Origin of the sequence: Mesorhizobium sp. M0317, assembly GCF_040321555.1 — a bacterium.
Classification (GTDB): domain Bacteria; phylum Pseudomonadota; class Alphaproteobacteria; order Rhizobiales; family Rhizobiaceae; genus Mesorhizobium.
In genome coordinates, this window is the sequence record NZ_JAMYRV010000017.1 from 20,102 (window position 1) to 46,756 (window position 26,655).

General features: G+C 64.1%; 21 protein-coding genes. 2 read left to right on the forward strand and 19 right to left on the reverse strand.

What is annotated here, in order from left to right; all coding sequences use genetic code 11:
* Positions 1 to 65: 65 nt before the first annotated feature.
* A complete protein-coding gene (locus tag NKI88_RS14285; RefSeq protein WP_352655764.1) occupies positions 66 to 1,922 on the forward strand; it encodes an aminopeptidase P family protein in 1,857 nt (618 codons plus the stop codon).
* 155 nt (positions 1,923 to 2,077) lie between these two features.
* Here NKI88_RS14285 and NKI88_RS14290 read toward each other — a convergent pair whose 3' ends face one another.
* Both NKI88_RS14290 and NKI88_RS14295 read right to left on the reverse strand, forming a co-directional pair.
* Positions 2,078 to 2,374, reverse strand: a complete 297-nt coding sequence (locus NKI88_RS14290) for an AzlD family protein (RefSeq protein WP_023741691.1) — start codon at positions 2,372 to 2,374, stop codon at positions 2,078 to 2,080.
* A complete protein-coding gene (locus tag NKI88_RS14295) occupies positions 2,371 to 3,099 on the reverse strand; it encodes an AzlC family ABC transporter permease (RefSeq protein ID WP_352655766.1) in 729 nt (242 codons plus the stop codon). The genes NKI88_RS14290 and NKI88_RS14295 overlap by 4 nt, the downstream gene beginning before the upstream one ends.
* A gap of 115 nt (positions 3,100 to 3,214) precedes the next feature.
* Here NKI88_RS14295 and NKI88_RS14300 point away from each other — a divergent pair, with 115 nt between their 5' ends.
* Positions 3,215 to 3,973 (forward strand): SDR family NAD(P)-dependent oxidoreductase, encoded by a 759-nt coding sequence (locus tag NKI88_RS14300; RefSeq protein ID WP_023697012.1) that lies wholly within the window; start codon positions 3,215 to 3,217, stop codon positions 3,971 to 3,973.
* A 22-nt stretch (positions 3,974 to 3,995) separates the two neighbouring features.
* Here NKI88_RS14300 and NKI88_RS14305 read toward each other — a convergent pair whose 3' ends face one another.
* The 17 genes from NKI88_RS14305 to NKI88_RS14385 all read right to left on the reverse strand — a co-directional run bounded on the left by NKI88_RS14305 (position 3,996) and on the right by NKI88_RS14385 (position 26,625).
* Positions 3,996 to 4,688: a DUF2461 domain-containing protein gene (locus NKI88_RS14305; protein WP_352655768.1), complete on the reverse strand. Its 693-nt coding sequence runs from the start codon at positions 4,686 to 4,688 to the stop codon at positions 3,996 to 3,998.
* Complete coding sequence (gene ligA / locus NKI88_RS14310) at positions 4,688 to 6,892, reverse strand: NAD-dependent DNA ligase LigA (RefSeq protein ID WP_352655770.1); 2,205 nt, start codon at positions 6,890 to 6,892, stop codon at positions 4,688 to 4,690. Before ligA ends, NKI88_RS14305 begins: the two co-directional genes overlap by 1 nt.
* Positions 6,893 to 7,003: 111 nt before the next feature.
* Positions 7,004 to 8,677 (reverse strand): DNA repair protein RecN, encoded by a 1,674-nt coding sequence (gene recN / locus NKI88_RS14315; RefSeq protein ID WP_352655772.1) that lies wholly within the window; start codon positions 8,675 to 8,677, stop codon positions 7,004 to 7,006.
* Between the two features lie 219 nt (positions 8,678 to 8,896).
* Positions 8,897 to 9,766, reverse strand: coding sequence for an outer membrane protein assembly factor BamD (locus NKI88_RS14320; protein ID WP_023668284.1), 870 nt, complete (start codon positions 9,764 to 9,766; stop codon positions 8,897 to 8,899).
* A gap of 262 nt (positions 9,767 to 10,028) precedes the next feature.
* The gene (gene lpxC, locus NKI88_RS14325) at positions 10,029 to 10,976 is read right to left on the reverse strand and encodes a UDP-3-O-acyl-N-acetylglucosamine deacetylase (RefSeq protein WP_352655774.1); all 948 of its coding nucleotides are present in this window, start codon (positions 10,974 to 10,976) and stop codon (positions 10,029 to 10,031) included.
* Between the two features lie 271 nt (positions 10,977 to 11,247).
* Positions 11,248 to 12,906, reverse strand: a complete 1,659-nt coding sequence (ftsZ, locus tag NKI88_RS14330) for a cell division protein FtsZ (RefSeq protein ID WP_023705548.1) — start codon at positions 12,904 to 12,906, stop codon at positions 11,248 to 11,250.
* Positions 12,907 to 12,972: 66 nt separating this feature from the next.
* A complete protein-coding gene (gene ftsA, locus NKI88_RS14335; RefSeq protein ID WP_023682133.1) occupies positions 12,973 to 14,280 on the reverse strand; it encodes a cell division protein FtsA in 1,308 nt (435 codons plus the stop codon).
* Positions 14,277 to 15,218: a cell division protein FtsQ/DivIB gene (locus NKI88_RS14340; protein ID WP_023725356.1), complete on the reverse strand. Its 942-nt coding sequence runs from the start codon at positions 15,216 to 15,218 to the stop codon at positions 14,277 to 14,279. Before NKI88_RS14340 ends, ftsA begins: the two co-directional genes overlap by 4 nt.
* Entirely contained in the window at positions 15,206 to 16,132 is a 927-nt protein-coding gene (locus NKI88_RS14345) for a D-alanine--D-alanine ligase (RefSeq protein WP_352655776.1), read from the reverse strand. Before NKI88_RS14345 ends, NKI88_RS14340 begins: the two co-directional genes overlap by 13 nt.
* 453 nt (positions 16,133 to 16,585) lie before the next feature.
* Entirely contained in the window at positions 16,586 to 17,551 is a 966-nt protein-coding gene (murB, locus tag NKI88_RS14350) for a UDP-N-acetylmuramate dehydrogenase (protein ID WP_352655778.1), read from the reverse strand.
* Positions 17,548 to 18,954, reverse strand: coding sequence for a UDP-N-acetylmuramate--L-alanine ligase (gene murC, locus NKI88_RS14355; protein ID WP_023804331.1), 1,407 nt, complete (start codon positions 18,952 to 18,954; stop codon positions 17,548 to 17,550). Before murC ends, murB begins: the two co-directional genes overlap by 4 nt.
* Positions 18,954 to 20,078 (reverse strand): undecaprenyldiphospho-muramoylpentapeptide beta-N-acetylglucosaminyltransferase, encoded by a 1,125-nt coding sequence (gene murG, locus NKI88_RS14360; RefSeq protein WP_352655780.1) that lies wholly within the window; start codon positions 20,076 to 20,078, stop codon positions 18,954 to 18,956. Before murG ends, murC begins: the two co-directional genes overlap by 1 nt.
* Position 20,079: 1 nt before the next feature.
* The gene (gene ftsW / locus NKI88_RS14365; RefSeq protein ID WP_023668275.1) at positions 20,080 to 21,231 is read right to left on the reverse strand and encodes a putative lipid II flippase FtsW; all 1,152 of its coding nucleotides are present in this window, start codon (positions 21,229 to 21,231) and stop codon (positions 20,080 to 20,082) included.
* Complete coding sequence (murD, locus tag NKI88_RS14370; RefSeq protein WP_023733073.1) at positions 21,231 to 22,631, reverse strand: UDP-N-acetylmuramoyl-L-alanine--D-glutamate ligase; 1,401 nt, start codon at positions 22,629 to 22,631, stop codon at positions 21,231 to 21,233. Before murD ends, ftsW begins: the two co-directional genes overlap by 1 nt.
* Before the next feature lie 8 nt (positions 22,632 to 22,639).
* A complete protein-coding gene (mraY, locus tag NKI88_RS14375; protein ID WP_023668273.1) occupies positions 22,640 to 23,722 on the reverse strand; it encodes a phospho-N-acetylmuramoyl-pentapeptide-transferase in 1,083 nt (360 codons plus the stop codon).
* A gap of 18 nt (positions 23,723 to 23,740) precedes the next feature.
* Positions 23,741 to 25,174 carry a UDP-N-acetylmuramoylalanyl-D-glutamyl-2,6-diaminopimelate--D-alanyl-D-alanine ligase gene (locus NKI88_RS14380; RefSeq protein ID WP_023746915.1) on the reverse strand — a complete coding sequence of 478 codons (1,434 nt, stop codon included), beginning with the start codon at positions 25,172 to 25,174 and terminating at the stop codon, positions 23,741 to 23,743.
* The gene (locus NKI88_RS14385; RefSeq protein ID WP_352655782.1) at positions 25,171 to 26,625 is read right to left on the reverse strand and encodes a UDP-N-acetylmuramoyl-L-alanyl-D-glutamate--2,6-diaminopimelate ligase; all 1,455 of its coding nucleotides are present in this window, start codon (positions 26,623 to 26,625) and stop codon (positions 25,171 to 25,173) included. Before NKI88_RS14385 ends, NKI88_RS14380 begins: the two co-directional genes overlap by 4 nt.
* Positions 26,626 to 26,655 lie beyond the last annotated feature (30 nt).

A 26,655-nucleotide genomic window follows, 5' to 3' on the forward strand; every position in this document is an offset into this window, starting at 1 on the left:
GCGAAAATCGATTCCGGTTTTTCCGGGTCATGCGCTACGGTCGCGCCCGATACAGGAGGCATACCATGTTCCAGACCTTCGATTCCGCAGGCGACCCCAGCGTCGGCAAGCCGCGCGTGACGTTGCTGCGGCGATGGCTGGCGGATAATGGCCTCGACGGTTTCCTGGTGCCGCGCGCGGACGAGCACCAGGGCGAGTATGTCGCCGATCGCTCGGCGCGGCTGAAATGGTTGACTGGCTTCAGCGGCTCGGCCGGCGTAGCACTTGTGCAGCGTGACCGCGCCTTCATGTTCGTCGATGGCCGCTATACCTTGCAAGTGCGCCACGAAGTCGATCTCGACATTTTTGCGATCGAGAGCCTGGTCGACAACCCGCCGGCCTCCTGGATCAAGGACAATCTCGGTAAGGGCGCCAGGCTCGGCTTCGACCCCTGGCTGCACACGATCGCTGAGGTCAAGGCGCTGAAAACCTCGGCCGAGCAATCCGGCGCGACGCTGGTGCCGCTCGACAGGAACCCGATCGACATCATCTGGAAGGATCAGCCGGCACCACCGGCGGCGCCGGTCGAAATCCACCCGATCGGCTTTGCCGGGGAACTGGCGAAGGACAAGCTGGCGCGGCTGGCGGCGGCAATCGGCAAGGAGGGCGCGACGCAAGCCGTGCTCACCGACCCCTCCTCGATCGCCTGGGCCTTCAACATCCGTGGCGGTGACGTGCCGCACACGCCGCTGGCGCTCGGCTTTGCGATCCTTGCAGCAGATGGCAAGCACCAGCTGTTCATGGACCAGCTCATGGACCAGCGCAAGTTTTCGCGCACGGTCGCCGCCTATCTCACCCAACTCGCCGATCTGCACGAGCCCGGCGAATTCGAGGCGGCGGTCGTCGCCCTTGCCGAGGGCGGCGCCAAGATCGCGCTCGATCCGGTGCTGGCGGCGGAAAAGCTGAGAATGCTGGTCGAGGACAATGGCGGCACATTTGTTTCAGCAGCCGATCCCGCCCGCATCCCGCGCGCCACCAAGAACCAGGCGGAAATCGCCGGCAGCCGCGCGGCGCACCGCCGAGACGGGGCGGCGGTGGCGAAACTCCTGTGCTGGCTGGAACGGCAGAAGCCGGGCACGCTCGACGAAATAACCGTTGTCACCAAGTTGGAGGAGGTGCGCCGGCAGACCGGCGAGGAAACGCAGATGCCGCTGCGCGACGTCTCCTTCGACACCATTTCCGGCGCCGGGCCGAACGGCGCCATCATGCACTACCGTGTGTCGCGCGCCACCAATCGCAAGCTGACAAAGGGCGAGCTGTTCCTGCTCGATTCCGGCGCCCAGTATCAGGACGGCACCACCGACATCACCCGCACGGTGCCGATCGGCCAGCCGACCGAGGAGATGCGCGAGCGCTTCACACTGGTGCTGAAAGGTATGATCGGCATTTCCACGCTGCGCTTTCCCGCCGGCACGCGCGGCTCGGAAATCGACGCGGTGGCGCGCATGGCGCTGTGGAAGCATGGCTGCGACTTTGCCCACGGCACCGGCCACGGCGTCGGCTCGTATCTGGCCGTGCATGAAGGGCCGCAGCGTATCGCCCGCACCGGCACCGAAAAACTGCTTGCCGGGATGATGCTCTCGAACGAGCCCGGCTACTACAAGGAAGGCTCCTACGGCATCCGCATCGAGAACCTGATCCTGGTGACATCAGCCGATCCGGTCGAGGGCGGCGACATCGCCATGCACGGTTTCGAGACGCTGACACTGGCGCCGATCGATATCAGGCTGATCCGCACCGACCTTTTGACGCGCGAGGAGTTGCACTGGCTGGATACCTACCATGCCTGGGTGCTGGCCGAGATCGGCCCGATGCTCGACGGCGAGACGCTGGCCTGGCTGGAAAAAGCGACAGCGCCGCTGCCGCACGACGCGAAGATTTGAAATGAGGTTCTTTCTCCCCGTCACGATACGGGGAGGTGGGGAGCGGTCCGCGAAGCGGACGAAAAGCCAATTGCTTGGCTTTTCGAGTGACGAACGCCCGGCAGGGCAATGAGGGGCGGCGCCGACAGTTCGAAACTGTTCCGCGCGCAGGCGCCCTATGCCACAAACTGCCGCGCGAGGACCAGCACCACCGCCCCGGCCAGAAACATCGCCATCAGGCCGCCGCGCAGCGAGACCACAGCGGCGACGACCAGCGCCGCCCATTCCGCCGGTCCGGCGCTGAGTGCGGCGGGCGCCACCAGCGTCGTCAACACCGCCGCCGGCACGGCGTTCAAGCCAGCCTCGACGCGTGGATGGATGTGGTCGAAGCGCGAGATCACCAGATGGCCGCCGACGCGGGTGAGATAGGTGGCGATCGCGCCGGCAATGATGATCCACAAAGTCGCGCTCATCGTTTTGCCTCCACACCGCTATGGTGCGGCGGCAGGATGACGGCCAGAAGCACGCCTGCAACGGCGCCGATGGAGACGTGCCATGGCGATCCCACAGTTTTGTAGGCAATGATCGACGCCGCGGCGCTGGCGATCACCACCGGCAGCCACAGTGGCCGGTTGCGAAAGCCCATGACCAGCCCGAGGAAATAGATCGGCAGCAGGAAATCGATGCCCAGCGCATGCGTGTCGGGGATCAGCTTGCCGAACACCGCGCCCAGCGCGCTTTCGATCCCCCAGAACACATACACCGGCAGGCCAAGGCCCATATACCAGGCAAAGCCAACGGTCTCGCCGGCTTCGGCCCTGCGCTCCGCCACCGCGAACTGCGGATCGGTGAGCACGAAATAGCCCAGCGCTTGGCTGATAACCGGCCAGTGCGCGATTTGCCGGCCGATGCTGGCGGAGTAAAGCACGTGACGGAAGTTTACCGCGAAGATCGACAGCACGATCAGCCATGGCGCGACATGCTGGCCGAACAATTCGATGCCGACCATCTGGCTGGCGCCGCCGAAGATCAGCGCGCTCATCAAGAAAGCTTCGAGAACGGAAAAGCCGTTGTCGACGGCAATGGCGCCGAACAGCAGCCCAAATGGCGCCGCGGCGACAACCACCGGCATCGACAGCCGCACGCCGTCCCAGAAGTCGCTGGCCACGGAATTTTCGCTTAAGGTCTCTGCCGACATGTCACATTCCCATCTCGCGCTGCTATGTAGGAGCCGGCGTTTGAAAAGTCAGACGAATTCGCTTGAGCCAACAAATCAGCGAAACTGATGTTGTAAAAACAAATGAGGGGTTCGGATGATCGCTTATGATTTCACCGGCAGGCACGCGGTCGTCACCGGCGCCGGTGGCGGCATGGGCGAGGCGATCTCGCTGGCGCTGCTCGATGCCGGCGCCTCGGTCACCGCCATCGACGTCAAGCCGCGTCCGGCGTCGCTTGCCGCCTATGACGACCGGCTCACCTTTGCCCAGGGCGACCTCACCGACGCCGCCTTCGTCGAGCAGACCATCAATGCCGCGGGCCGCGAGCGCGGCGGCATCGATTATCTCGCCAATGTCGCAGGCGTGCTCTGGTTCGGCCGCGACAAGTCGGCCCTCGAGATGGACCTTGACGTCTGGGACCAGGTCTTCAACATCAATCTGAAATCCTTCGTCCACACCGCGCGGGCGGTGGTTCCGCATATGCGGGCCGGCGGACGCGGCGGCGCCATGGTGCACTTCTCCACCATCCAGTGGTATCGCGGCGATCCGACCCCGCAGGATGCCTACCAGGCATCGAAGGCCGGCGTCTGTGCGCTGTCGAAGTCGCTCGCCATGCAGTTGGCGGGCGATGGCATCCGCTCCAATTCGATCTGCCCGGGCATGGCGTTGACGCCGCTGCAGGCGCGCTGGGACACCGAGGAGAAACGCGCGGCCGTTGCCAATTATGCGCCGCTCGGCCGCATCGGCACGCCGCAGGACATGGCCAATGCCACGCTCTTCCTGCTTTCCGATGCGGCAAGCTACATCACCGGCATCGAACTGGCAGTCGACGGTGGGCTTTTGATGCGGATGTAGCCGTGCAGCGCGCGGGGCTGATTTAGCTCCGCAGCGCGGTGCCCTGGATCGCCCTGCCCCAGTCAAGCAGCGGCTTGGCGCGCAAGGCGAAATCGACAAGCTCGTCGACCAGCGTCGGCGCGTGAATTCCAGCCGGATCGATCATGTGCTGGACATAGAAGTGCCGGTTGCGGATGGCGTCGACAAGATCGGGTTCGTTGACCTGCTCGAAGCCATGCGGCGTGCGCTTCATGCGGCCCTCGGTTTCAAGTTCGAAGCCGTTTTTCTTCAGCGTTGAGAGCAGTTTTCGGAACTCGGCCGGCCGGGCGACGATCGCCTTGCGCATCGCCAGCAGCAGGGACGGCTCCGGATTCCACCAGGCGACATCGGCAAAGCAGCGGTCGATCCCGACATAGACGAAGAACACGCCCTGCTCCATCTTGGTGCCATCCGGCGACAGCATGGCCGACAAATGCTGGTTGTAGGGCCGCTTGTCCTTGGCGAAGCGCACGTCGCGGTTGATGCGAAACAGTGACTTCTTGCGGTCTCCGCGCAAGCCCAGACCCGCCGCCGCGAAGCGCTCGGTCAGCGTCTCGACCAGATCGCAGAACGGCTCATGCAACTCGCTGTCGTAAAGCGCGCGGTTTTCCTGGAACCATTCGCGGCTCTGGTGGAAGTCGAGCGCCTTGAGGAACGGTAGGGCCTTTTGCCCGAACCCTTTGAACGAACCGGCCATCACGCCTTGCCGACCCGTTGCAGCCAGGTGTCCTCGTCGATGACTTCGACGCCGAGTTCGCTGGCCTGCTTCAGTTTGGAGCCGGCGCCCGGCCCGGCCACCAGCAGATCGGTCTTCGCCGACACCGAACCCGCCACCTTGGCGCCGAGCCGTTCGGCCATCGCCTTGGCTTCGGAGCGTGTCATCTTTTCCAGCGTGCCGGTGAAGACGATGGTCTTGCCGGCAACCTCGCTGTCGGCCGACACGGTGACGACATACGGCTTCGGCTTGACCTGTTCGAGCAGTCTGTCGAGCACGTCGTCATTGCGTTCATTGCCGAAGAAATCGCGCAACGCATCGATCACCGTGTCGCCAATGCCGTTGATGGAGGGGAAGACGCTGTGCGGATCCTCAGCCGCCGCCGTTTCCTTGCCGACGCGGATCAGTTCCTCGATGGTCGAAAACGTCCGGGCAAGCACGGCCGCCGTCGTTTCGCCGATATGGCGGATGCCGAGTGCGAAGATGAAGCGGTCGAGCTCCGGCTCGCGGCGCGAATCGATGGCCGCGAACAGCTTGTCGAGACCTTCATAATTGCGGTCCTCGACACCGCGCACATTCTTGCGCGCCTTGCCCGATGCCGCCTCGCGCAACCTCGCCTGCTCCTCGCGCCGCTCGGCCAGCGCCCTGGTGACGGCCGGGCGGCGATCCCTGAGGGTGAAGATATCGGCGGCGGTCTTGACCAGTCCCGAATTGAAGAACAGGTCGATATTCTCGGCGCCCAGCCCCTCGATGTCGAGCGCGCCGCGCGACACGAAATGACGCAGCCGCTCCACAGCCTGGGCAGCGCAGATCAGCTCGCCGGTGCAGCGCCGGCGGGAATCCTCCTTGCCGGTCTTCTCGTTGATTTCGCGCGTCGCCGGCGAGCCGCAGACCGGACAAATGTGCGGGAATTCGTAAGGCACCGCATCAGGCGGCCGCTTGTCGACGACCACGCTGACGATCTGCGGAATGACATCGCCCGCCCGTTGTATGACAACCGTGTCACCGATGCGGACATCGATGCCGTCGCGAATCGGCAGGCCGTTGCTGTCAAAACCCTTGATGTAGTCCTCATTGTGCAGCGTGACGTTTTCGACCACCACGCCGCCGACCGTGACGGGCGCCAGCCGCGCCACCGGCGCCAGCGTACCGGTACGACCGACCTGGATGTCGATCTTCTGCACCGTCGTCATCGCCTGTTCGGCCGGGAATTTGTGCGCAACGGCCCAGCGCGGTTCACCGGTGACAAAGCCCCAGCGACGCTGCAATTCCAGCTGGTCGACCTTGTAGACGACACCGTCGATGTCGTAGCCGAGCGACGAACGCAGCTCCTCGATCTTGTGGTAGTGCGCGATCAGCTCCTCGACCGACTTCGCCCGCACCATCAATGGGCTGACCTTGAACCCCCATTCGGCGAATTTCTGCACCGAATCATATTGGGTCGTCGCCGGATCCGCTGTCGTGTAGCCCCAGGCATAGGCAAAAAATTTAAGATTGCGGCTGGCGGTGACGGACGCATCCTTCTGTCGCAAGGAGCCCGCTGCCGTGTTGCGCGGATTGACATAGTCCTGGCCGCCCACCGCCGCCGAGCGTACCTTCAGTGCCTCGAATTCCGCATAGGTCATGTAGACCTCGCCGCGGATCTCGATGGTCTCGGGCCAGCCCGATCCTTCCAGCTTGGCGGGGATGTCGGCGATGGTCCTGAGATTGGCGGTAATATCCTCGCCGACAGTGCCGTCGCCGCGCGTAGCACCCTGCACGAACACACCGCGTTCATAGCGCAGCGACGCCGACAGGCCGTCGATCTTCGGCTCGGCCGTAAACGCGATGTCGAGATCCTTGTCGCGGTCGAAGAAGCGCCGGCCACGCTCGATGAAATCGGTGACGTCCTCGTCTGTGTAGGCCTTGGCGAGGCTGAGCATCGGCACCGCATGGCGCACCTTGGCAAAGCCTTCCGCCGGCGCGGCGCCGACCCGCAGCGAGGGCGAATCCTCCCGCACCAGACCGGGAAACCGCTCCTCGATGGCAAGGTTGCGCCGCCGCAGCGCGTCATATTCTGCGTCCGTAATCGTCGGCGCGTCCTCGGCATGATAGCGCCGGTCATGACCGGCGATCTCCTCGGCCAGCCGCTGGAGCTCATCCGCGGCTTCGCTTTCGCTCAACGATTCGACTGGTTTTTCAGACATGCAGCGGTCCCTGGACAGTGGCGAGGCACCATAAATCAGGATTTTGGAAAAAGCATTCCTGAACAGCGGGATGGAGCCATATCCTGCCTCAGTCCGAAAGCCTTGCGACGACTACGCTGCAGCAATATTCTCGCGCAGCAGCCGTTCGGCGGCTGCGCGCGCCTCTTCGGTGATGGTGGCGCCGGCCAGCATGCGCGCAATCTCTTCCTGGCGCGCCGCCCGGTCCATTTCGGCGATGCCGGTAGCGACCCTATCCGAGCCGCCGGATTTGGAAATCAGGAAATGCGTCGCAGCACGTGCCGCCACTTGCGGAGCATGCGTGACCGACAGCACCTGCACGCGCTTCGACAGCCTGGCCAGCCTTTGGCCGATCGCATCGGCCACTGCGCCGCCGACGCCGGTGTCGATCTCGTCGAAGACCAATGTCGGCGCCGAGCCACGGTCGGCCAGCGCCACCTTGAGCGCCAGCAGGAAGCGCGACAGCTCGCCGCCGGAGGCGACCTTCATCATCGGCCCAGGCCTGGTGCCGGGATTGGTGCGCACCCAGAACTCGACCTGGTCGATGCCTTCTTCCATGCGGTTCTCGCCATCGCTGGCCAGTTCGACGATGAACTCGGCCCGTTCCAGCTTCAGCGCCGGCAATTCGGCCATCACAGCCTTGGTCAGGCCGACCGCGGCGGCGTGGCGAAGCGAGGACAGCTGGGCTGCGGAAATATCATAGGCTTCCCGCGCGGCGGCGGCCTGCTTCTCCAAGAGATGCAGGCGCCCCTCGCCGGCATCGAGATCGGCGAGATCGGCCGACATGGTGTCGCGCAGTTGCGCCAGATCGTCGACGGCCACACTGTGCTTACGTGAGGCCGCACGCAGCGAAAACAGCCGCTCCTCCGCCTTCTCCAGCCGCTGCGGATCGTATTCGGTGGCGCGCAGTGCCGCCTCGACGCCCGATTGCGCCGCATCCAGCGACAGCATCGCCTCGTCCAGCGACTTCACCACATCCTCGAGCAGTCCCGGCGCTTCGCTGGCCTTGCGCTGCAGGCGCCTCAACAGGCTGGCCAGTTGCGGCAGCGGCGAGGACGGGCCTGACAGCACATCCTGTGCGTCGTGTATTTCCGAGGCGATCTTTTCCGCCCGCATCATCGTTGCACGCAACTCCGCCAGTTGCGTCTCTTCGCCGGGCTGCGGATCGAGCTTTGCCAGTTCCGCCACCGAGGCCCTGAGGTAATCGGCCTCACGCGCCGCCGCCTCGACCTTGGCGCGGTGCCTGACGAACTCCTGCTCGGCGCCACGCCAGTAGCGCCACGCCTCGCCGGTCGCGCGGGCAGCGCCCAGATGGCCGCCAAAACTGTCCAGCAATTCGCGATGCGCGCCGGGGTCGACCAGAGCCCGCTCGTCATGCTGGCCGTGGATCTCGACCAGCGCATGGCCGATGTCGCGCATCAGCGTGACGCTGGACGGCTGGTCGTTGACGAAGACGCGGGTGCGGCCATCCGCGGTCTGCAGCCGGCGCAGGATGATGTCGCCGTCATCCTCGATGGCGTTTTCGGCCAGCAGCGCGCGCACCGGGTGGTTGCGCGGCACATCGAAGACGGCAATGACCTGGCCTTGAGCCGCGCCGTGGCGCACCAGCGAGGCGTCGCCGCGCGCGCCAAGCGCCAGCGACAGCGCGTCGAGAAGGATGGATTTGCCGGCGCCGGTTTCACCGGTCAGCACGGAAAGGCCGGGCTGGAAGTCGATATCCAGCTTCTCGATCAGGACGATATCGCGGATCGACAGTCTGGAAAGCATCAGAACCTGGACCTCAAGCAATTCCAGGAAAAGTGCGTAGCGGTTTTCCGTCCGGAATTGCGTACAACAAAAAGTTAGGACGGTTCAGCGCCTCAATTAAACCACTGAACCGCTGGTGAAGCGGCTTGCGACCGATGGAGTCGCAGCGCCGCACTATCTTTTTGTTTGAGCGTCGGATCAATCCGAAAAGCGCGTTCCGCCTCAGTCGATGCTCGGGCGTCAGGCGCCGGTGATCAGCTTGCCGGCCTTGGATATCCACGATCCGGCATTCTCGCGCGGCTCAAGCCCGTTGCTCTGCAACAGCTTGTAGGTATCCTTGTACCATTGGCTGTCGGGATAATTGGTGCCGAGCACGGCAGCGGCGGTTTGCGCTTCGGAGGTCAAGCCCATGGCGTAATAGCTTTCGGCCAGACGCGCCAGCGCCTCTTCGACATGGCGGGTGTTGGAATAGTTCTCGACCACGTTGCGGAAGCGCTTGACGGCAGCAATGTATTCGCGCCGCTCGAGATAATAGCGGCCGATCTGCATCTCTTTGCCGGCCAGCTGGTCGTTGGCGAAACGGATCTTTTCCTTGGCGTCGTCGACATATTCCGAGGTCGGCCAGCGCGTCACCAGATCCTGCATCGTCTGCACGGTCTGGCGTGCTTCCTTCTGATCCTGGGTGACGTCCTTGATCTGCTTGTAGTAGCTCAGCCCGATAATATACTGGGCGTAAGCCGCGTCGTCGGTCGACGGATAAAGCGTCAGATAGCGCTTTGCCGAGCCGATCGCTTCGTCATAACGGCCGGCACGGTAGTCGGCGAAGGCGCCCATCACCATCGACTTGCGGGCGAATTCCGAATAGGGGTGCTGGCGGTCGACGGCGTCGAACTTCTTGCTCGCCTCATCCAGGCGGCCGGCATTGAGATTGGCAAGGCCTTGATTGTAAAGGACGTCGGCCGGTTCGGTCTGGTCGACATAGGTCGACAGGTCGACGTCTTTCTCGGACGACATGCAGGCCGAGAGGAACAGCGACGGCACAACCACCGAAAGCGCCAGGAAAACAGCCCGATACGGCGCTTTCGATTGACCAACTCGCTTGAAGAACATGATTGGATTGCGCCCTTTCGGCGTTAGTTCAATGCCTTTCGCATGGCGTTCCCTCAAAACTGATCCCCACTTTTGAGCGACATGCGCCTAACAGACGGCAGCAGCCATAAACCATAACTGCCTTGCCCAGCAACGCTATGTCTAGCCAATCGCACATTTTTGTGGCGGCTTGGTGTTGCCCGGAAAGCTATGCACTTTCACCGCCGGTGATGCATCCGTGCAACACCGGCCAGCGTTCAGAAAGCCAGAAATACGTTAAGAATCAGATCACCCAAGGTGCAAAGACAGGGCCGGTGACGGCGCTCATCTCGGCGGTGCGGCCGCGCTCGCGGCGCGTGGTCTCGACGACCTCGAAGGCCGAACGGTCGGACAGAAGCCGCCGCACAGCAGCCGCATTCATCCGGTGACCGCCGCGATAGGAGCGGAAGCAACCGATGAAACGGGCGCCGGCCAGCGCCAGGTCGCCCATGGCGTCCATCGTCTTGTGGCGAGCGAACTCATTGGGATAGCGCAGGCCACCCATGTTGATCACCCGGTTGTCGTCGCCGATCACCAGCGAGTTCTCCAGCGAGGAGCCCAGCGCATAGCCGGCCGCCCACAGCCGCTCGACATCCTTCATGAAGCCGAAGGTGCGGGCGCGCGCGATATCCTGGCGAAAGATGTCGGGGTTGATGTCGGAGGCGAATAGCTGGCGGCCGATCGCCGGGCTTTCGAAATCGATCTCGACCTCGAAGCGCGTGCCGCTATAGGGCCTGAACTCGGCCCAGGACGCGCCATTCTCGATGCGGACGGGCTTGACCACCCTGATGTAGCGGCGCTTGACCGCCAGCGTCTCGATGCCGGCCTGGTCGATGGCTTCCACGAACGCCACCGCACTGCCATCGAGGATCGGAACCTCATGACCGTCGATCTCGATGACGATGTTGTCGATGCCGAGCCCGAAAAGCGTCGCCATCAGATGTTCGACGGTGGCGATATGCTCGCCTGCCGGATCGCCGAGCATGGTGCAGAGATCGGTCGCGCCGACTTCAGCAACCAGCGCGCGGAACTCGCGGCTCTCGCTTCCGTTCGAAAGGTGGAAGAGCACGCCGGTGTCGGCGTCCGCAGGGAGGAAATTGACGGTGACCGGTTTGCCGCTGTGAACGCCGGTACCGGTCAGCGTTGCACGCGATTTCAGTGTCGTCTGATAGTCTTGCAAGACAAACCCCACAGCCCAAACGCCTAAGTCCGCTTTAACCCAAAAGGCGCGGCTCTTTTTTATCGGCAGGCAGGGCCACTTCCCCGAATCCCAGCACACCGAAAGTGCTGCGGCAAAGATAATGGTCTGTCAGGGAGACTCCAAATCACGGTTTCTTACTCTGTGTAACCGCGACAGACCTTGAGCGTCACATCGTAACGCCTTGTTATTAAACCCCTTTAAACGTTAACAGGCAGACAATCTCTCGTCTGCCTGTTAACAAGTGTTACATACCGTTAACGGCTCAGTTGGCCTGGCGGCGCAGGAAAGCCGGTATCTCCAGCTGGTCGTCTTCCTGGGTCGACCTGGTCTGCGGCGTCAACCGGCCCTGATCGTCGAGCTGGCCGCGGCGCGGCGCGTAAAGCTGCGGATCCTGGCTGGCAAGGCGGCGCATTTCCGGCGCCGCCTGGCGCAGTTTCGGTTCGCGCGGCTGTGCCGGCTGCAACCGGGCCGGCTCTTCTTCGCGGCGCGTCAGCCCGTTGGTCAGCCGCTTGAGCAGCCCCATCGGCCCGCTGTTTTCATGGTCGGCCGGACGGCCCTTGGCTTCCACCTCGGCCCGCACCACCGGCGGAAAATCCTCCACCCGCGGCATGCGCTGCGGTGCGGCAGCCACCGGCTGCGGCATTTCCCGCATCGGCGCCGGTTGCATCACCTGCTGCACGACAGGCTGCGGCTGGGCAGGCGGGGCCTGGAAGATCTTGCTCTGCGGGCGGAAATCTTCCGCCTGGGCCATCGGCGCCGGACGAGCCATTGCCGCCGCATTGGCCTCGGCAAGCTGGATCGCCTCGGCCACCGGATCGGCCGCGCGCTGCTCATAGGTCTGCTGCTGGACCGGTGCCGGACGGCCTTCCGCCCCCGGAGCCGCTGGGCGGCTGACCGGCTTCTGCTGCGGCGGCACGGCCCGGATCGAGATCGGCGCCGCGGCAATTTCAGCTGCCGATTTGTCGATGCCGGTGGCGACCACCGAGACGCGGATGACGCCTTCGAGTTCCTCGTCGAAGGTGGCGCCGAGGATGATGTTGGCGTCCTGATCGACTTCCTCGCGGATGCGGGTCGCGGCCTCGTCGACTTCGAACAGGGTCAGGTCGCGGCCGCCGGTGATCGAGATCAGCAGGCCCTTGGCGCCCCTCATCGAGGTCTCGTCGAGCAACGGATTGGCGATCGCCGCCTCGGCGGCGGCCATCGCGCGGCCCTCGCCCGAAGCTTCGCCGGTGCCCATCATCGCCTTGCCCATTTCGCGCATCACCGAACGCACGTCGGCGAAGTCGAGATTGATCAGACCTTCCTTGACCATCAGGTCGGTGATGCAGGCAACACCGGAGTAGAGCACCTGGTCGGCCATGGCGAAGGCGTCGGCAAAGGTGGTCTTGTCATTGGCCAGCCGGAACAGGTTCTGGTTGGGGATGACGATCAGGGTATCGACACATTTCTGCAGCTCCTCGATGCCGAGATCCGCCGTCTTCATGCGGCGCTGGCCTTCGAAATGGAACGGCTTGGTGACGACGCCGACGGTGAGGATACCCCGTTCGCGCGCCGCGCGGGCAACCACGGGAGCCGCACCGGTTCCGGTGCCGCCACCCATACCGGCGGTGACGAAGCACATATGGGTGTTGGAGAGATGATCGATGATCTCATCGATGCACTCTTCCGCCGCCGCACGGCCCACTTCAGGCTGCGAGCCGGCGCCGAGCCCCTCGGTGACATGCGCGCCGAGCTGGATCAGCCGCTCGGCCTTCGACATGGTCAGCGCCTGTGCATCGGTGTTGGCCACGACGAACTCGACACCGCGCAAGCCCGCGGTGATCATGTTGTTGACGGCATTGCCGCCGCCGCCGCCGACACCGAATACGGTGATCCGCGGCTTGAGCTCGGTGATGTCCGGCTTTTGCAGATTGATCGTCATTGTCTCCGTCCTTTGCCTTTCCCGCCGCTTCGCCGCCGCGGCCGCCTATGGGGCTGTCCCCGTCAATTAGAAACTGTCTCTCAACCACTGACTCATGCGATGCAGTTTTCCGCCCGTCCCGGTCATCCTGAGACCGGAAATTCCTTTCGCCGGATGGCTCTCGAAGCTCGCCATCTGCGGATAGATCAGCAGCCCGACCGCCGTCGAGAAAGCCGGCCCCTTGGCAGCTTCCGGCAGGCCCGCCACGCCGAGCGGGCGTCCGATGCGCACATTGCGTCCCAGAATGCGGCGCGCCGCCTCGGGGAGACCCGCAAGCTGGCTGGCGCCGCCGGTCAGCACGACGCGTTTTCCCACGGCATTGCCGTAGCCCGACTTGTTCAGCCGGTCGCGCAACAGTTCCAGCGTCTCGTCGATGCGGGCGCGGATGACGCGCGTCATCACCGAGCGCGGGATCTGCAGCGGCATCTCGCCGTCTTCGCCGATCGGCTGGATCGAGACCAGGTCGCGATCGTCGGCACTGCCAGGCAGCGCCGAACCATGCATCACCTTCAGCCGCTCGGCGGCGTCGAGCGAGGTCGACAGGCCCTTGGCCATATCGAGCGTCACATGATTGCCGCCGATGGCAATGGCATCGGCGTGGACGAATTTGCCTTCCGAAAACACCGAGATGGTCGTCGTGCCGCCGCCCATGTCGATGCAGGCCGCACCCATTTCCAGTTCGTCGTCGACCAGGGCCGCAAGCCCGCTGGCATAGGGCGTCGCCACCATGCGCTCGACCGAAAGATGCGAGCGGTTGATGCATAGCTCCAGATTGCGCAGCGGCGCGGCATCGCCCGTCAGTACATGCATATCGACGCCGAGTTGGTCGCCGACCATGCCGCGCGGATCGCGCACGCCGCGCTCGGAGTCCAGCGAAAAGCCGACGGGCAGCGAATGGATCACGTCGCGTTCGGCCTTGAGCGCCTGCTTGGCGCCGGCGGCAAGCACGCGCTTGATGTCGGCTTCGTCGGCCTGATGGCCACCGAGATTGATCGTGGCCGAATAGGTTTCGCTCTTCAGCCGGCCCGCCGTCATGTTGACGATCAGCGAATCCACCGTCAGTCCCGCCATGCGTTCGGCGGCGTCGACGGACAGGCGAATGGCGTGCTCCGCACGGTCGAGATCGACGACCACGCCCGACTTCACGCCTTGCGATTTCTGGTGGCCGATGCCGATTACCTGGATGCGGTGCGAGCGGCCGCGCAACAGCTTGCCGTCCTCGCGCGGCTTCAGTTTCGCCACCACGCAGCAAACCTTGCTCGAGCCGACATCCAGCACGGTGAGCGTGCCGGAACGCCGCGAAGAGGCATCGCTGTTGCCGCCAAGCCAGCTCATATCTTCGTCCCCGACTTGCGCTTCAGATTTTGCGGCTTTTCATTGAGCGCGGCCTGGCGCTGCGTCGCCGCTTCCGGCGTCAGCTGCACCACCAGGCGATCGGAGATGCGCATGTCGACGGCGGCGATGTCCCGCGTCAGAAGCCCGTTGTCGTGGTCCATCCGAACCAGGTCGGCAATCGCCTGATCCTCGCCATCCTCGGGCAGCTTGATCGTGATGCCGTTTTCCAGCTTCAGGTCCCAACGCCGTTCGCCGATGCGGATATAGCCTTTGACCCGAGCCGCGAGCTCGGGAAATTTCTTGATCTTGGCCACGAAGTCGGGCGCCTTGGCCGGTGCGCCGGTGCCGATGATCAGCGGCAGCAGCGCCTGCTTGCCGCCGGAGAACGGCGCGATCACCGCGCCGGAGCGTTCGATGACCGAAAGCTCCGCGCCCTGCTGCCAGAGCGCGAAGGGCTCGCGCTCCTCGACACGCACTTCCAGCGTATGTGGATAGACCTTGCGCACCGCCGCCACTTCGACCCAGGGCAAGGTATCAATACGTTCACGCGCGGCCTCGGCATCGAAGCCGATCAGTGACGTCCAGCCGTCGAGCTCGAGCCGGTCCAGTATGTCGATCTCCGAAGTCTGGCGGTTGCCGACCACCTTGATCTGGTCGACGGCAAAGCCGGTCCGGGCGGTGATGCTCTGGACGATGTCGTCGGCATGACCGCCGAGAATGGCGCCATAGAGGCTGCTTGATGCAATGAGCGAAGCCGACAGGATGGCCGCGGAAAAGCGCGGCGCGACGAAGTCGCCGCCGCCCAGGCGCGCCAGCACGCGCACCGGCCGGCGCAGCACGCGCGGCAGCACGAAATGGTCGAACGACAACGGCATGCCGAACAGCGCCGGCCCGGCGCCGCCCCTGCCCTTGTCCTGTCCCCATTTCAACGCAGACACGAAGCGTCCTCCACCATCCAACTCAACAATTCGCCAAACGAGTGCCCGGCCTGGGCGGCGATTTCAGGCACCAAAGACGTCGGCGTCATGCCCGGCTGAGTGTTGATCTCGAGCCAGACAATCTCGCCGTTTTCGGAGTGACGGTCGTCATAGCGGAAGTCCGATCGGGAAACGCCCCGGCAGCCGATAGCCAGATGTGCCTTGAGCGCCAGTGTCTGTATTTTTTGGTAAATATTTGATGAAATTTTAGCAGGGATTTCGTGTTTTGATCCGCCGGCGACGTATTTTGAATCATAGTCGTAGAAGGAATGGCCGGTCGGAATGATCTCGCAGACGCCGAGCGCCACGTCGCCCATGACAGCGCAGGTCAGCTCGCGCCCATGGATGTAGCGCTCGACCATGACGGTCTCGCCATATTTCCATTCGGACGAGCCGATGACCTGCGGCGGATGCGACTGCCCTTCATGCACGATGACGACGCCGAAGCTTGAGCCTTCATTGACCGGCTTGACCACGTAGGGCGGCTTCATCGGATGCTTGTCCTGGATGGCAAAGCGGCTGGCAACCTTCGATTCCGCCACCGCGATGCCGGCAGCCTTGGCGACCTTCTTGGCTTGCTCCTTGTTCATGGCGAGCGCCGAGGCGAGCACGCCCGAATGGGTGTAGGGAATGGCCAGATATTCGAGGATGCCCTGGATGGTGCCGTCTTCACCGAACGGGCCGTGCAGTGCGTTGAAGACGACATCGGGCTTGAGTTCGGTGAGCACGGCGCCGACATCGCGCGCAACATCGACGCGGGTAACCTGGTAGCCTTCATTCTCAAGCGCATCCGCACACGCCTTTCCCGAAGACAGAGACACGGGCCGCTCGGACGAGAATCCGCCCAGGAGGACAGCCACATGCCTGTTCTTCATATCCCGTCATCCCTCTCACGGCGGGCCCGCAACCACGCATTCAGCGACCAGATTGAGTCCGAGTCTCCCGGCAGGTTGCCCCCCAGACGGAAAACGCGGTCGACGCGTCGAACGACTCAAATCAGGAAACGCTTTAAGGCAGAGAATCAGAGAGTTGATTCGCTGGCAAGTGCTTATGATTCCGACAGATTCACTTTCCGCGAAAACGGCCGGAAAAAGCGTGTTGTGAGTCTTTGGAGCAACGGTGGCGCTGTTGTTTCAGACCTTTGAAGTTCAAGCATCACATGAACTTCAGCGTGCGCCAACGCGCCAAGGTGCGTTGAGATTCAGGTCAGGCCGAGCCGAAAATGGTGGCTTCCGAGAACCGGAGCGGAGCGTACTTAAAGTACGCGAGCACCGGAAGCGCAGGAAGCCACCGTTTGCAGGCCGGCCTCACCTGAATATCAATGCGCCTTAAAGGAGCTGCCCGAGGAATTCCTGCACGGCATGGCCGGGGCGGAAATTGCCGAGGCGCTTGATTTCCCACTGCAGGCGGATGCCCGATTTTTCAAGCACGCGAGCGCGCACCGTCTCGCCGAGATATTCGAGATCGTAACCGGTCGCTGTTCCGGTGTTGATCATGAAGTTGCAGTGCATCGGCGACATCTGCGCGCCGCCGATCATCAAACCGCGGCAGCCCGCCTTGTCGATTTCCTTCCAGGCCGAGGTGCCTTCCGGATTCTTGAAGGTTGAGCCGCCGGTCTTCTCGCGGATCGGCTGCACCGTCTCGCGATGCGTCTGGACGGCGTCCATGGCCGCCTTGATCGCCTCCGGGTCTTCCAGAACACCTTCGAAAACGGCGGAGGTGAAGATCAGCCCGGCAGGTGCGGCCGAGTGACGATAGGCATAGCCCATGTGGTCATTGCTGAGGGTGTGGAGATTGCCCTTGCGGTCGAGCGCCCGCACCTCGACGACACGTTCCCGCGTCTCGACGCCATTGGCGCCGGCATTCATCCTCAGCGCCCCGCCGATGGCGCCGGGAATGCCGTGATAGAAATGAAAGCCGCCAATGCCGGCCTCATAAGCGACGGCCGCGACGCGCTTGTCGGGCGTCGCAGCACCGGCCTTGATGACGGTCGGCGAAACCACCTCGGCCTCGCCAAAACCCTTGGCCGAAAGCCGGATGACGAAACCCGGAATGCCGCCGTCGCGCACCAGGAGGTTGGAGCCGACACCGACGATGGTGAGCGGGATGTCCTCCGGCACGGCGCGCAGGAAGGCAGCCAGATCCTCCTCGTCGGCCGGCTGGAACAGGGCGTCCGCCAGACCGCCGGCGCGGAACCATGTGATCTTGTCCATCTCGGCATTGGGCGTGATGCGGCCGCGCAGGCCGGCAAGCCGGTCGCCAAGTTTGTCGAGCAGGTCCTGGCCGCGCATCATGAGACGGTACCGCCGAGTTCCCCAGGAAGCGCATAGGCCCATTGGGTGATGTTGCCGGCGCCCAGGAAGATGACGAAGTCGCCCGGTTTCGCCAAGGCGCGGATGACGGGCGAAATCGCGGCAGGGGTTTCGACGTAGCGCGCATCGCGATGGCCCCCGGAGCGGATGCGCGACACCAGCGCCTCCGAGGTCACGCCGTCGATCGGCTCCTCGCCCGCCGCATAGACCGGCGCCACCATCACGGTGTCGGCATCGTTGAAACAGACCGAAAATTCGTCGAACAGATCATGCAGCCGGGTGAAGCGGTGCGGCTGCGCAATGGCGATGACGCGGCCCTTGGTGGCGCTGCGCGCCGCTTTCAGCACCGCCGTGATCTCGACCGGGTGGTGGCCGTAATCGTCGAAGATGTCGACGCCGTTCCACGAGCCGGTGTGGGTGAAGCGCCGCTTGACGCCGGCAAAGGACGACAGCCCTTTCTTGATCGCTTCGGCCGACAGGCCGAGTTCATGCGCGACCGCGATTGCGGCGGTGGCGTTGGAGACGTTGTGGCGGCCGGGCATCGGCAGCCGCAGATCAGATATCGTCGTCTGGCCGCCGGTCTTGCGGTCGCGGATCACCACGTCGAATGCCGAGACGGCACCGGCCATGCGGTGGTTGGTGAAACGCACATCGGCCTGCGCGTTCTCGCCATAGGTGATGACGCGGCGGTCCTCTATGCGGCTGACCAGCGCCTGTACTTCCGGATGGTCGGTGCACATCACGCCAAAGCCGTAGAACGGCACGTTCTCGACGAACTGGCGAAACGCCTCGCGCACCTTGTCGAAACTGCCATAATGGTCGAGATGCTCGGGATCGATGTTGGTGACGACGGCGATTTCGGCCGGCAATTTGAGGAAGGTGCCGTCGCTTTCGTCGGCTTCGACCACCATCCACTCGCCGTCGCCCATGCGGGCATTGGTGCCATAGGCATTGATGATGCCGCCATTGATCACCGTCGGGTCGAGCCCGCCGGCATCGAGCAGCGTCGCCACCATCGACGTGGTTGTGGTCTTGCCATGGGTGCCGCCGATCGCAACCGCCTGGCGGAAGCGCATCAGTTCCGCCAGCATCTCGGCGCGGCGCACGATCGGCAGCAGCTTTTCGCGCGCGGCCTTCAGCTCGGGATTGGATTTCTTGATCGCGGTGGAGACGACCACCACTTCGGCGGCGCCGATATTCTCGGCCTTGTGGCCGACAAAGCATTCGATGCCCTTGTCGCGCAGCCGCTGCACATTGGCGCTGTCGGACTGGTCGGAGCCCTGCACCTTGTAGCCGAGATTGTGCAGAACCTCGGCGATGCCGCTCATGCCGATGCCGCCAATGCCGATGAAATGCACAAGGCCGATGGTCTGCGGCATCTTCATCAATGCGTCCCTTTCCTGAAATCCGAAACGGTTTTTCTGGACGCAATAGCCTCTGTGAGATCAGCTAGCAACCGTGCCGCGTTCGGCCGGCCAGCCGACTTCGCTCCGGCAGCCATGGCCGTCAGCCGCTCGGGATTGTCCATCAGCCCGCCAATGAGAGCCGCGATGCGCTCCGGCGACAGTGACGATTGCGGATGCACCTCGCCGCCGCCCGCCGCGGCAAGGGCGGCTGCGTTCGCCGCCTGATCGTGATCCAGCGCATAAGGATAAGGCACCAGCAGCGCCGGCCGGCCGATGACGGCGATCTCCGAAACCGTCGAGGCGCCGGAGCGCGACATCACCAGATGCGCCGCGCCCATGCGCTGTGCCATATCGGTGAAGAAGGGCGAGACCTCGACATGGACGCCGAGTGCCGCATAGCCAGCCTTCACCCGCGCCACGTCGTCGGCGCGGGCCTGCTGGGTGATCACCAGCCGCTTGCGCTGCGCCTCCGGCAGAAGTGCGATCGCCGCCGGCATGGCATCGGAAAAGAACTGCGCGCCCTGGCTGCCGCCGAACACCAGGAGCCTGAACGGATCCGCCCCTTGGGATGCCTTATAGGGCGTCTTTGCCGCCTCCAGGATTGGCGGCCTGACCGGATTGCCGGTCGTCACAGTCTTGGCGCCTGTGGCACTTTCATCTTGCGGCAGGAAGCCGCCGGCAATCGCATCGACACGCCCGGACAGCGCCCGGTTGGCGCGGCCCATGACCGCGTTCTGCTCATGGATCAGCGTCGGCAGCTTGCGCCGCGTCGCGGCATAGAGCGGTGGCAAGGTCGGATAACCGCCAAAGCCGACGACCGCATCAGGCTTGATCCTGGCGATGACGGCGGAAGCCTGGCGCACGCCGCGCCAGATCTTCCAGAACGCTCCGAGCAGAGCGGCGGGGTTTTTCGAGCCCATCGTCGCCGACTGGATCGGATGGATGGCGGCGGCCGGGAAATGGCCGGCAAAGCGCTCGGCGCGGTCGTCCGTCGCCAGATGCACGCCCCAGCCGCGCTCGATCAGCTCATGCGCCAGCGCCTCGGCCGGAAACAGATGTCCGCCGGTTCCGCCAGCCGCGAGAAGGATGACACCCCGCGCCATATCACTCCGCCGGCAGGGCGCGCTGCGACAGGGCAAAGCCCATCTGCTTGCGCTTTTCCGGTCGCTTGCGCGTCAGCGCCAGCACCATGCCCATCGAGATGGCAATGGCGATCTGCGAGGAGCCGCCATAGGAGATGAAAGGCAGCGTCATGCCCTTGGCCGGCATCAGTTGCAGGTTGACGCACATGTTGATGACCGACTGCAGGCCGAACACCGTGACGAGACCGCCGACGGCGTAGCGGGTGAAATCATCATGTTCCTTCAATGCCGTGCTCAAGCCGCGCAGCACGATGAAGGCGAAGATCGACATGATGAAGAAGCACATGATCAGCCCGAACTCTTCGCCGGCGACCGAAAACACGAAATCGGCATGCGCGTCGGGGATGACGCGCTTGACCGTGCCCTCGCCCGGGCCGACGCCGAACCAGTGGCCGTTGATCAGCGCCTCGCGGCCCATGTCGACCTGGAATGTGTCGCCTTCGCCGGTCAGGAATTTGTCGATGCGGGCGGCGACGTGCGGGAACACCGTGTAGGCGGCAAACAGGCCGCCGGCGCCGGTGGCGCCAAGCGCGATGATCCATAGCCAGGGCAGGCCGGCCATGAAGAACATGACGCCCCAGGTGCCGGTCACCAGCATGGTTTGGCCGAGATCGGGCTGCGCCACCAGAAGCGAGATGACCAGGATTAGCAGCAGCATGGCAAACAAATTGCCCGGAATGTCGGGCTGGCGCTTGTGTTCGGCGAACAGCCAGGCGCAGACGATGACGAAAGCAGGTTTCAGGAATTCCGACGGCTGGATCGACATGCCGACAAACGACACCCAGCGCCGTGCGCCTTTCACTTCGACGCCGATATAGAGCACGGCCACCATCAGCACCAGCATGATGCCCAGGATGATCAGCGCCATGCGCCGGATCTGCCGCGATTCCAGGAAGGACACTGCCAGCATCACGCCGAGCGCCGGCACGGTGAAGATGATCTGCCTGGTGGCAAAGTGGAAACTGTCGAGGCCGATGCGTTCGGCCACCGCCGGGCTTGCCGCAAAGGACAAGACGATGCCAAGCCCCATCAGCGACAGGAACGCCGCCAGGAACCAGCGATCGATCGTCCACCACCAGGTTGCAACCGGGCTTTTGTCGAGACGGCTTTGCATTATCGTGCCCCTCCGATGGGTTTGACACCCTCGATAGCATTCGCAGCTTGCCTGAAGGCTTCGCCGCGAACTTCGAAATTCTTGAACTGGTCGAAACTGGCGCAGGCCGGCGACAGCAGCACCACCGCCTCGCCGCTGTCATCCTTGGCCGCGTCTTTCGCGGCATGGTCGACCGCGGCGGCCAGGGTGCCCGAGATTTCATAGGGCACGGCTTCGCCGAGCGTCGCCGAGAACGCGGGCGCCGCCTCGCCGATCAGATAGGCCTTGGCGATGCGTGGGAAAAAACCGCGCAGCGGCTCGATGCCGCCTTCCTTGGGCAGTCCGCCGGCGATCCAGTAAATGCGCGAAAAACTCGACAGCGCGGGTGCCGCCGCATCGGCATTGGTCGCCTTGGAATCGTTGACGAACAGCACGTGGTCCTTGCGTCCGACCTGCTCCATGCGATGCGCGAGGCCTGGAAAGCTCTCCAGTCCCGCCTGGATCTCGCCCAGGCTCAAGCCGACCCTGAGGCAGGCGGCAACAGCGGCAAGCGCGTTCTGCGCATTGTGCTGGCCGCGCAACGAACCGATGCCTTCGAGGAAGGCGACGCGGCTGTAGCGGCCATGGACGGCTTCCATCAGATCGGAACCGTCTGCGAAATAACCGTCGGTCAGCGGCAGCCGCTTGGAGATGCGGATCACCTCCCGGCCCGCCCTCTCCAGCCGGTCGGCGATTTGCGCGCACCAGGAATCGTCAACGCCGACGATCGCCGTCTCGCTGCCGGCAACCAGCCGCTCCTTGATCGAAGCGTAATGCTGCATGGTGCCGTGGCGGTCGAGATGGTCGGGCGTCAGGTTGAGCAGGATGCCGGCCGTCGGGTTGATCGAGGGCGCGAGATCGATCTGGTAGGACGAACACTCGACGACATAGTCCCGGTCAGCCTGCGGTGGATCGAGCGTCATGATGGCCCGGCCGATATTGCCGCCCATCTGCGTGTCGCGCCCTGCCGATTTGAGGATATGCGCGGTCAGCGCCGTGGTCGTCGACTTGCCGTTGGTGCCGGTGATAGCGATGAACGGCGCATCAGGCGCGCGCGCAATCCGCTCGCGGCAGAACAATTCGATATCGCCGATCACCTCGACGCCGGAACCACGCGCCAACTCCACCGTCCAGTGCGGCTTGGGATGCGTCAGCGGCACGCCGGGCGAGAGCACGAAGGCCGAGAATTTCGACCAGTCGGCGCCGCGCAGATCGGCGGTCGCAATGCCTTGGTCAGCGGCCTTGGCGACGCTATCGGGATTGTCGTCCCACGCCAACACGTCGGCGCCGCCCTCGATCAGCGCGCGCGCCGTGGCGATCCCCGAGCCACCGAGCCCGAAGAGCGAAACGCGTTTGCCCGAAAAGGATGCGGCGGGAATCAAGCGGGTTCCTATCTCAGCTTGAGGGTCGACAGGCCGACCAGCGCCAGGATGACGGCGATGATCCAGAAGCGGATCACCACCTGGCTTTCGGTCCAGCCGAGCTTTTCGAAATGATGATGGATCGGCGCCATCAGGAACACGCGCTTGCCGGTCATCTTGAAGTAGCCGACCTGGATGATGACCGACAGGATTTCCACGACAAACAATCCGCCGACGATGACCAGCACGATCTCGTGCTTGGTAGCGACCGCGACCGTGCCGATCAGGCCGCCCATGGCCAGCGAACCGGTGTCGCCCATGAAGATCGCCGCCGGTGGCGCGTTGAACCAGAGGAAGCCGAGGCCGGCGCCGATGACGGCGCCGAGCACGACGGCCAGCTCGCCGGTGCCGGGCACGAAATGGATCTGCAGGTATTCGGCGAACACCGCATTGCCGGAGAGGTAGGCGATGACGCCGAAGGATGCCGCCGCAATCATGATCGGCACGATCGCCAGCCCGTCGAGGCCATCGGTCAAATTCACCGCATTGCCGGCGCCGACGATGACGAAGCAGGAGAACGGCACGAAGAACCAGCCGAGATTGATGATGAATTCCTTGGCGAAGGGGAAGGTCAGCGACGACGAGAACGGCGCCTGGCCATTATGCATGATCGCCCAGGCGGCGATGCCGGCGATGACGAATTCCAACGCCAGCCGCGCCTTGCCGGAAAAGCCGAGATGCGACTGCTTGGTTACCTTGAGATAGTCGTCGTAAAAGCCGATCGAACCGAAGCCCAGCGTCACCAAGAGCACCACCCAGACATAGATCGAGGAGAGGTTCGCCCATAGAAGCGACGAGCCGACGATGCCGCACAGGATCATCAGCCCGCCCATGGTCGGCGTGCCGGCCTTCTTGAAATGCGTCTGCGGGCCATCGGCACGGATCGGCTGGCCCTTGCCTTGCCGCAGCCTCAGCGAATTGATGATGGTCGGCCCGAAGATGAAGACGATCAACGCCGAGGTGATCAGCGCACCGCCGGTGCGGAAGGTAATGTAGCGGAAGACATTGAAGACCGAGACCTTGTCCGCAAAATCGACGAGCAATGTAAACATACGATTCCGTTCCCCGGACTAGTTCTGTTTCGTGCCTGCGGCTTCCGCCGGATATTTGCCGAGCAAGGCCTCGACCAGCTTTGAAAAGCCGATGCCTTTCGACGATTTGATCATCACCACGTCGCCGGCCTCCAGCGTCGACAGCAGCAGCGGCTTCAATTCCTCGGCGCCGGCGCGGTATTCCGTTTTGATCTCGTCGGGCAGGATGTCTGCCAGCGCCCGCATTTCCGGGCCGCCGAGAAAGACCGTGTGCGTGCCGGTCCCGACGATCAGTTCGGCCAGGGCTGCATGCAGCTTGGCCGAATGGTCGCCGAGTTCGAGCATGTCGCCGAGCACGGCGATGCGCCGGCCCTCGCCCGTGACAGGCGTCGCATTGAGCAGCGCCATGGCAGCAGCCATCGAGGCCGGATTGGCGTTGTAGCTCTCGTCGATCAGTGTGATCGGTCCCTTGGGATGGCGCAGCACATGGCGCTTGCCGCGGCCACGCTCCGCAGAGAGATCGGCCAGCGCTTCTGCCACCTTTGCGATGTCAGCTTCAACGAGATACGCCGCGCCAAGAACGGCGAGCACATTCTGTACCATGTGGCGGCCGGGCGCGCCGATCCGGGCAACGACATCCTGCCCGCCGATCCTGGCGGCAATGTCGGAATGATCAGCATGCAGCTCGCATTTGGTGAGCTTGTAGGTCGAGCGGGCGTTCTCACCGAAGCCAAAGACATGTTCGACGCCGGCGGCCCGCGCCATCTTGTCGAGCAGCTTCCAGCGCGCATCGTCGCGGTTGAGCAAGGCCGCACCGCCGGGCTCGATGCCTTCGAAAATCTCGGCCTTGGCCTTGGCGATCTCGTCGAGATTTCTGAAGAAGCCGAGATGCGCCGCGGCAATCATCGTGACGATGGCGACATGCGGCCGGACCATCTTGACCAACGGCCGGATCTCGCCGGGATGGTTCATGCCGATCTCGAACACAGCATAGTTGCAATCATCCGGCATGCGCGCCAGCGTCAGCGGCACGCCCCAATGATTGTTGAAGGACTGCGCCGAAGCATGCACCGTGCCGACGGCCGACAGCACATGACGCAGCGCCTCCTTGGTGGTGGTCTTGCCGGCCGATCCGGTCACCGCGATGATTTTTGCGTTGGAACGGGCGCGGGCGGCAACACCGAGTTTCTCCAGTGCTGCCAGCACATCCTGCACGACGATCATCGGCGCCGTCAGCCGCCCAAGCGACGGCAATTTGCCTTCGGCGACGACCAGAACGCCGGCGCCGGCCTTGATCGCCGCGGTCGCGAAGTCATGGCCGTCCATCGCCTCGCCCTTGATGGCGAAGAAGGCGTCGCCCGGCTGCAGGCTGCGGCTGTCGATCGAGATCCCCGAAATTCCCTCCGGCATCGGCCCAAGCGGCCGACCGCCCATGGCGTCGACCAGCGCCTCGGAAGTCCAGAGCACGCTCATGCGGCCCGCTCCCGCAGCGCCGAGCGGACTTCTTCGTGGTCGGAGAACGGAAACGTCTCGGCGCCGATGGTCTGGCCCTCTTCATGGCCCTTGCCGGCAACGATCAGCGTATCGCCCGCTTTGAGCATGGCGACCGCTTCGTGGATCGCCTTGCGGCGGTCGCCGATTTCAATGGCGCCGGGTGCGGCTGCCAGGATCGCGGCACGAATCGTTTCCGGCACTTCCGAGCGCGGATTGTCGTCGGTGACGATGACGACATCGGCGAGCCGCGTGGCGATTCCGCCCATGATCGGCCGGTTGCCCCGGTCGCGGTCGCGGCCGCAGCCCAACACGACGATGACGCGGCCGGTGGTGAACGGGCGCACGGCGGCCAGCACATTTTCCAGCGCATCCGGCTTGTGGGCATAGTCGACATAGACGGGCGCGCCATTGGCGGTGGCGCCGACAAGGTCGAGCCGTCCCGGTGCCCCCTGAAGTTTCTCTAATGCCATCAAAGCTTTGGCGACCAGCGTTCCAGTGGAAATGGCCAGCCCTGCCGAAACCAGGGCATTGGCGATCTGGAAGTCGCCGGCGAGCGGCAGGTCGATCTCGTAGAGCACGCCGTCGGCTTCGACCTCGGCGCGCTGGCGGTGGCGCTCGTGCTCGACCCGCTTCAGGCGCAGGAAATCGCCATGGCGGCCGACAGTCAGCACCTTGAGCCCCGCGGCCTGCGCAGCCTGAATGGTCGGCGCCGACCACGGATCGTCGGCAAAGATGACCGCCGGCGCGCCTTTCGGCAGCAGCGTGTCGAACAGGCGCAATTTGGCGCGATGGTAGTCCTCGACCGTCGGATGATAGTCCATATGGTCGCGGCCGAGATTGGTGAAACCGCCCGCGGCGAGCTTGACGCCATCGAGACGGCGCTGGTCGAGACCATGGCTGGAAGCCTCCATCGAGGCGTGTGTGACGCCGGCCTCCGCCAATTCCTTGAGCAACTGGTGCAAAGCCACTGGATCGGGTGTGGTCAACGAACCGTAATCGTTGCGGCCCGGCGCCACCACGCCGGTGGTGCCGATGGACGCGGCGGCAAAGCCGGCCTGCTCCCAGATTTGCCTGGTGAAGGCGGCGACCGAGGTCTTGCCTGCGGTGCCGGTAACCGCGACCATGGTCTCCGGCTGGCTGCCGAAGAAACGTGCCGCGCTCAGCGCCAGCGCCAGGCGTGGGTCGTCGACGCTGAGCACCGGGACGGACAGGCCGGAAACGGCGCTGGCCTTGCCCACGACAACCGCCGCTGCGCCGCGCTTTGCCGCATCGGCGGCATAGGCCGAACCATCCGCCTTGCTGCCGGCGAGCGCGAAAAAGACCACGCCGGTCTTGACCGTGCGGGAATCCGACGAAATCCCGGTTACCTCCACATCGCGGGAAGATGTTCCCTCGACAGGCAGGATACCGGCTAAATCTCTCAGGTGCATCGAACCCCGTTTATCTCAACAAAATGGCGC

Excerpts from the sequence above, each read along its gene's own strand:
- NKI88_RS14285 (WP_352655764.1), top strand. The coding sequence starts at position 66 with ATGTTCCAGACCTTCGATTCCGCAGGCGACCCCAGCGTCGGCAAGCCG.
- NKI88_RS14290 (WP_023741691.1), bottom strand. The coding sequence starts at position 2,374 with ATGAGCGCGACTTTGTGGATCATCATTGCCGGCGCGATCGCCACCTAT.
- NKI88_RS14295 (WP_352655766.1), bottom strand. The coding sequence starts at position 3,099 with ATGTCGGCAGAGACCTTAAGCGAAAATTCCGTGGCCAGCGACTTCTGG.
- NKI88_RS14300 (WP_023697012.1), top strand. The coding sequence starts at position 3,215 with ATGATCGCTTATGATTTCACCGGCAGGCACGCGGTCGTCACCGGCGCC.
- NKI88_RS14305 (WP_352655768.1), bottom strand. The coding sequence starts at position 4,688 with ATGGCCGGTTCGTTCAAAGGGTTCGGGCAAAAGGCCCTACCGTTCCTC.
- ligA (WP_352655770.1), bottom strand. The coding sequence starts at position 6,892 with ATGTCTGAAAAACCAGTCGAATCGTTGAGCGAAAGCGAAGCCGCGGAT.
- recN (WP_352655772.1), bottom strand. The coding sequence starts at position 8,677 with ATGCTTTCCAGACTGTCGATCCGCGATATCGTCCTGATCGAGAAGCTG.
- NKI88_RS14320 (WP_023668284.1), bottom strand. The coding sequence starts at position 9,766 with ATGTTCTTCAAGCGAGTTGGTCAATCGAAAGCGCCGTATCGGGCTGTT.
- ftsZ (WP_023705548.1), bottom strand. The coding sequence starts at position 12,906 with ATGACGATCAATCTGCAAAAGCCGGACATCACCGAGCTCAAGCCGCGG.
- ftsA (WP_023682133.1), bottom strand. The coding sequence starts at position 14,280 with ATGAGCTGGCTTGGCGGCAACAGCGATGCCTCTTCGCGGCGTTCCGGC.
- NKI88_RS14345 (WP_352655776.1), bottom strand. The coding sequence starts at position 16,132 with ATGAAGAACAGGCATGTGGCTGTCCTCCTGGGCGGATTCTCGTCCGAG.
- murB (WP_352655778.1), bottom strand. The coding sequence starts at position 17,551 with ATGATGCGCGGCCAGGACCTGCTCGACAAACTTGGCGACCGGCTTGCC.
- murC (WP_023804331.1), bottom strand. The coding sequence starts at position 18,954 with ATGAAGATGCCGCAGACCATCGGCCTTGTGCATTTCATCGGCATTGGC.
- murG (WP_352655780.1), bottom strand. The coding sequence starts at position 20,078 with ATGGCGCGGGGTGTCATCCTTCTCGCGGCTGGCGGAACCGGCGGACAT.
- ftsW (WP_023668275.1), bottom strand. The coding sequence starts at position 21,231 with ATGCAAAGCCGTCTCGACAAAAGCCCGGTTGCAACCTGGTGGTGGACG.
- mraY (WP_023668273.1), bottom strand. The coding sequence starts at position 23,722 with ATGTTTACATTGCTCGTCGATTTTGCGGACAAGGTCTCGGTCTTCAAT.
- NKI88_RS14380 (WP_023746915.1), bottom strand. The coding sequence starts at position 25,174 with ATGAGCGTGCTCTGGACTTCCGAGGCGCTGGTCGACGCCATGGGCGGT.
- NKI88_RS14385 (WP_352655782.1), bottom strand. The coding sequence starts at position 26,625 with ATGCACCTGAGAGATTTAGCCGGTATCCTGCCTGTCGAGGGAACATCT.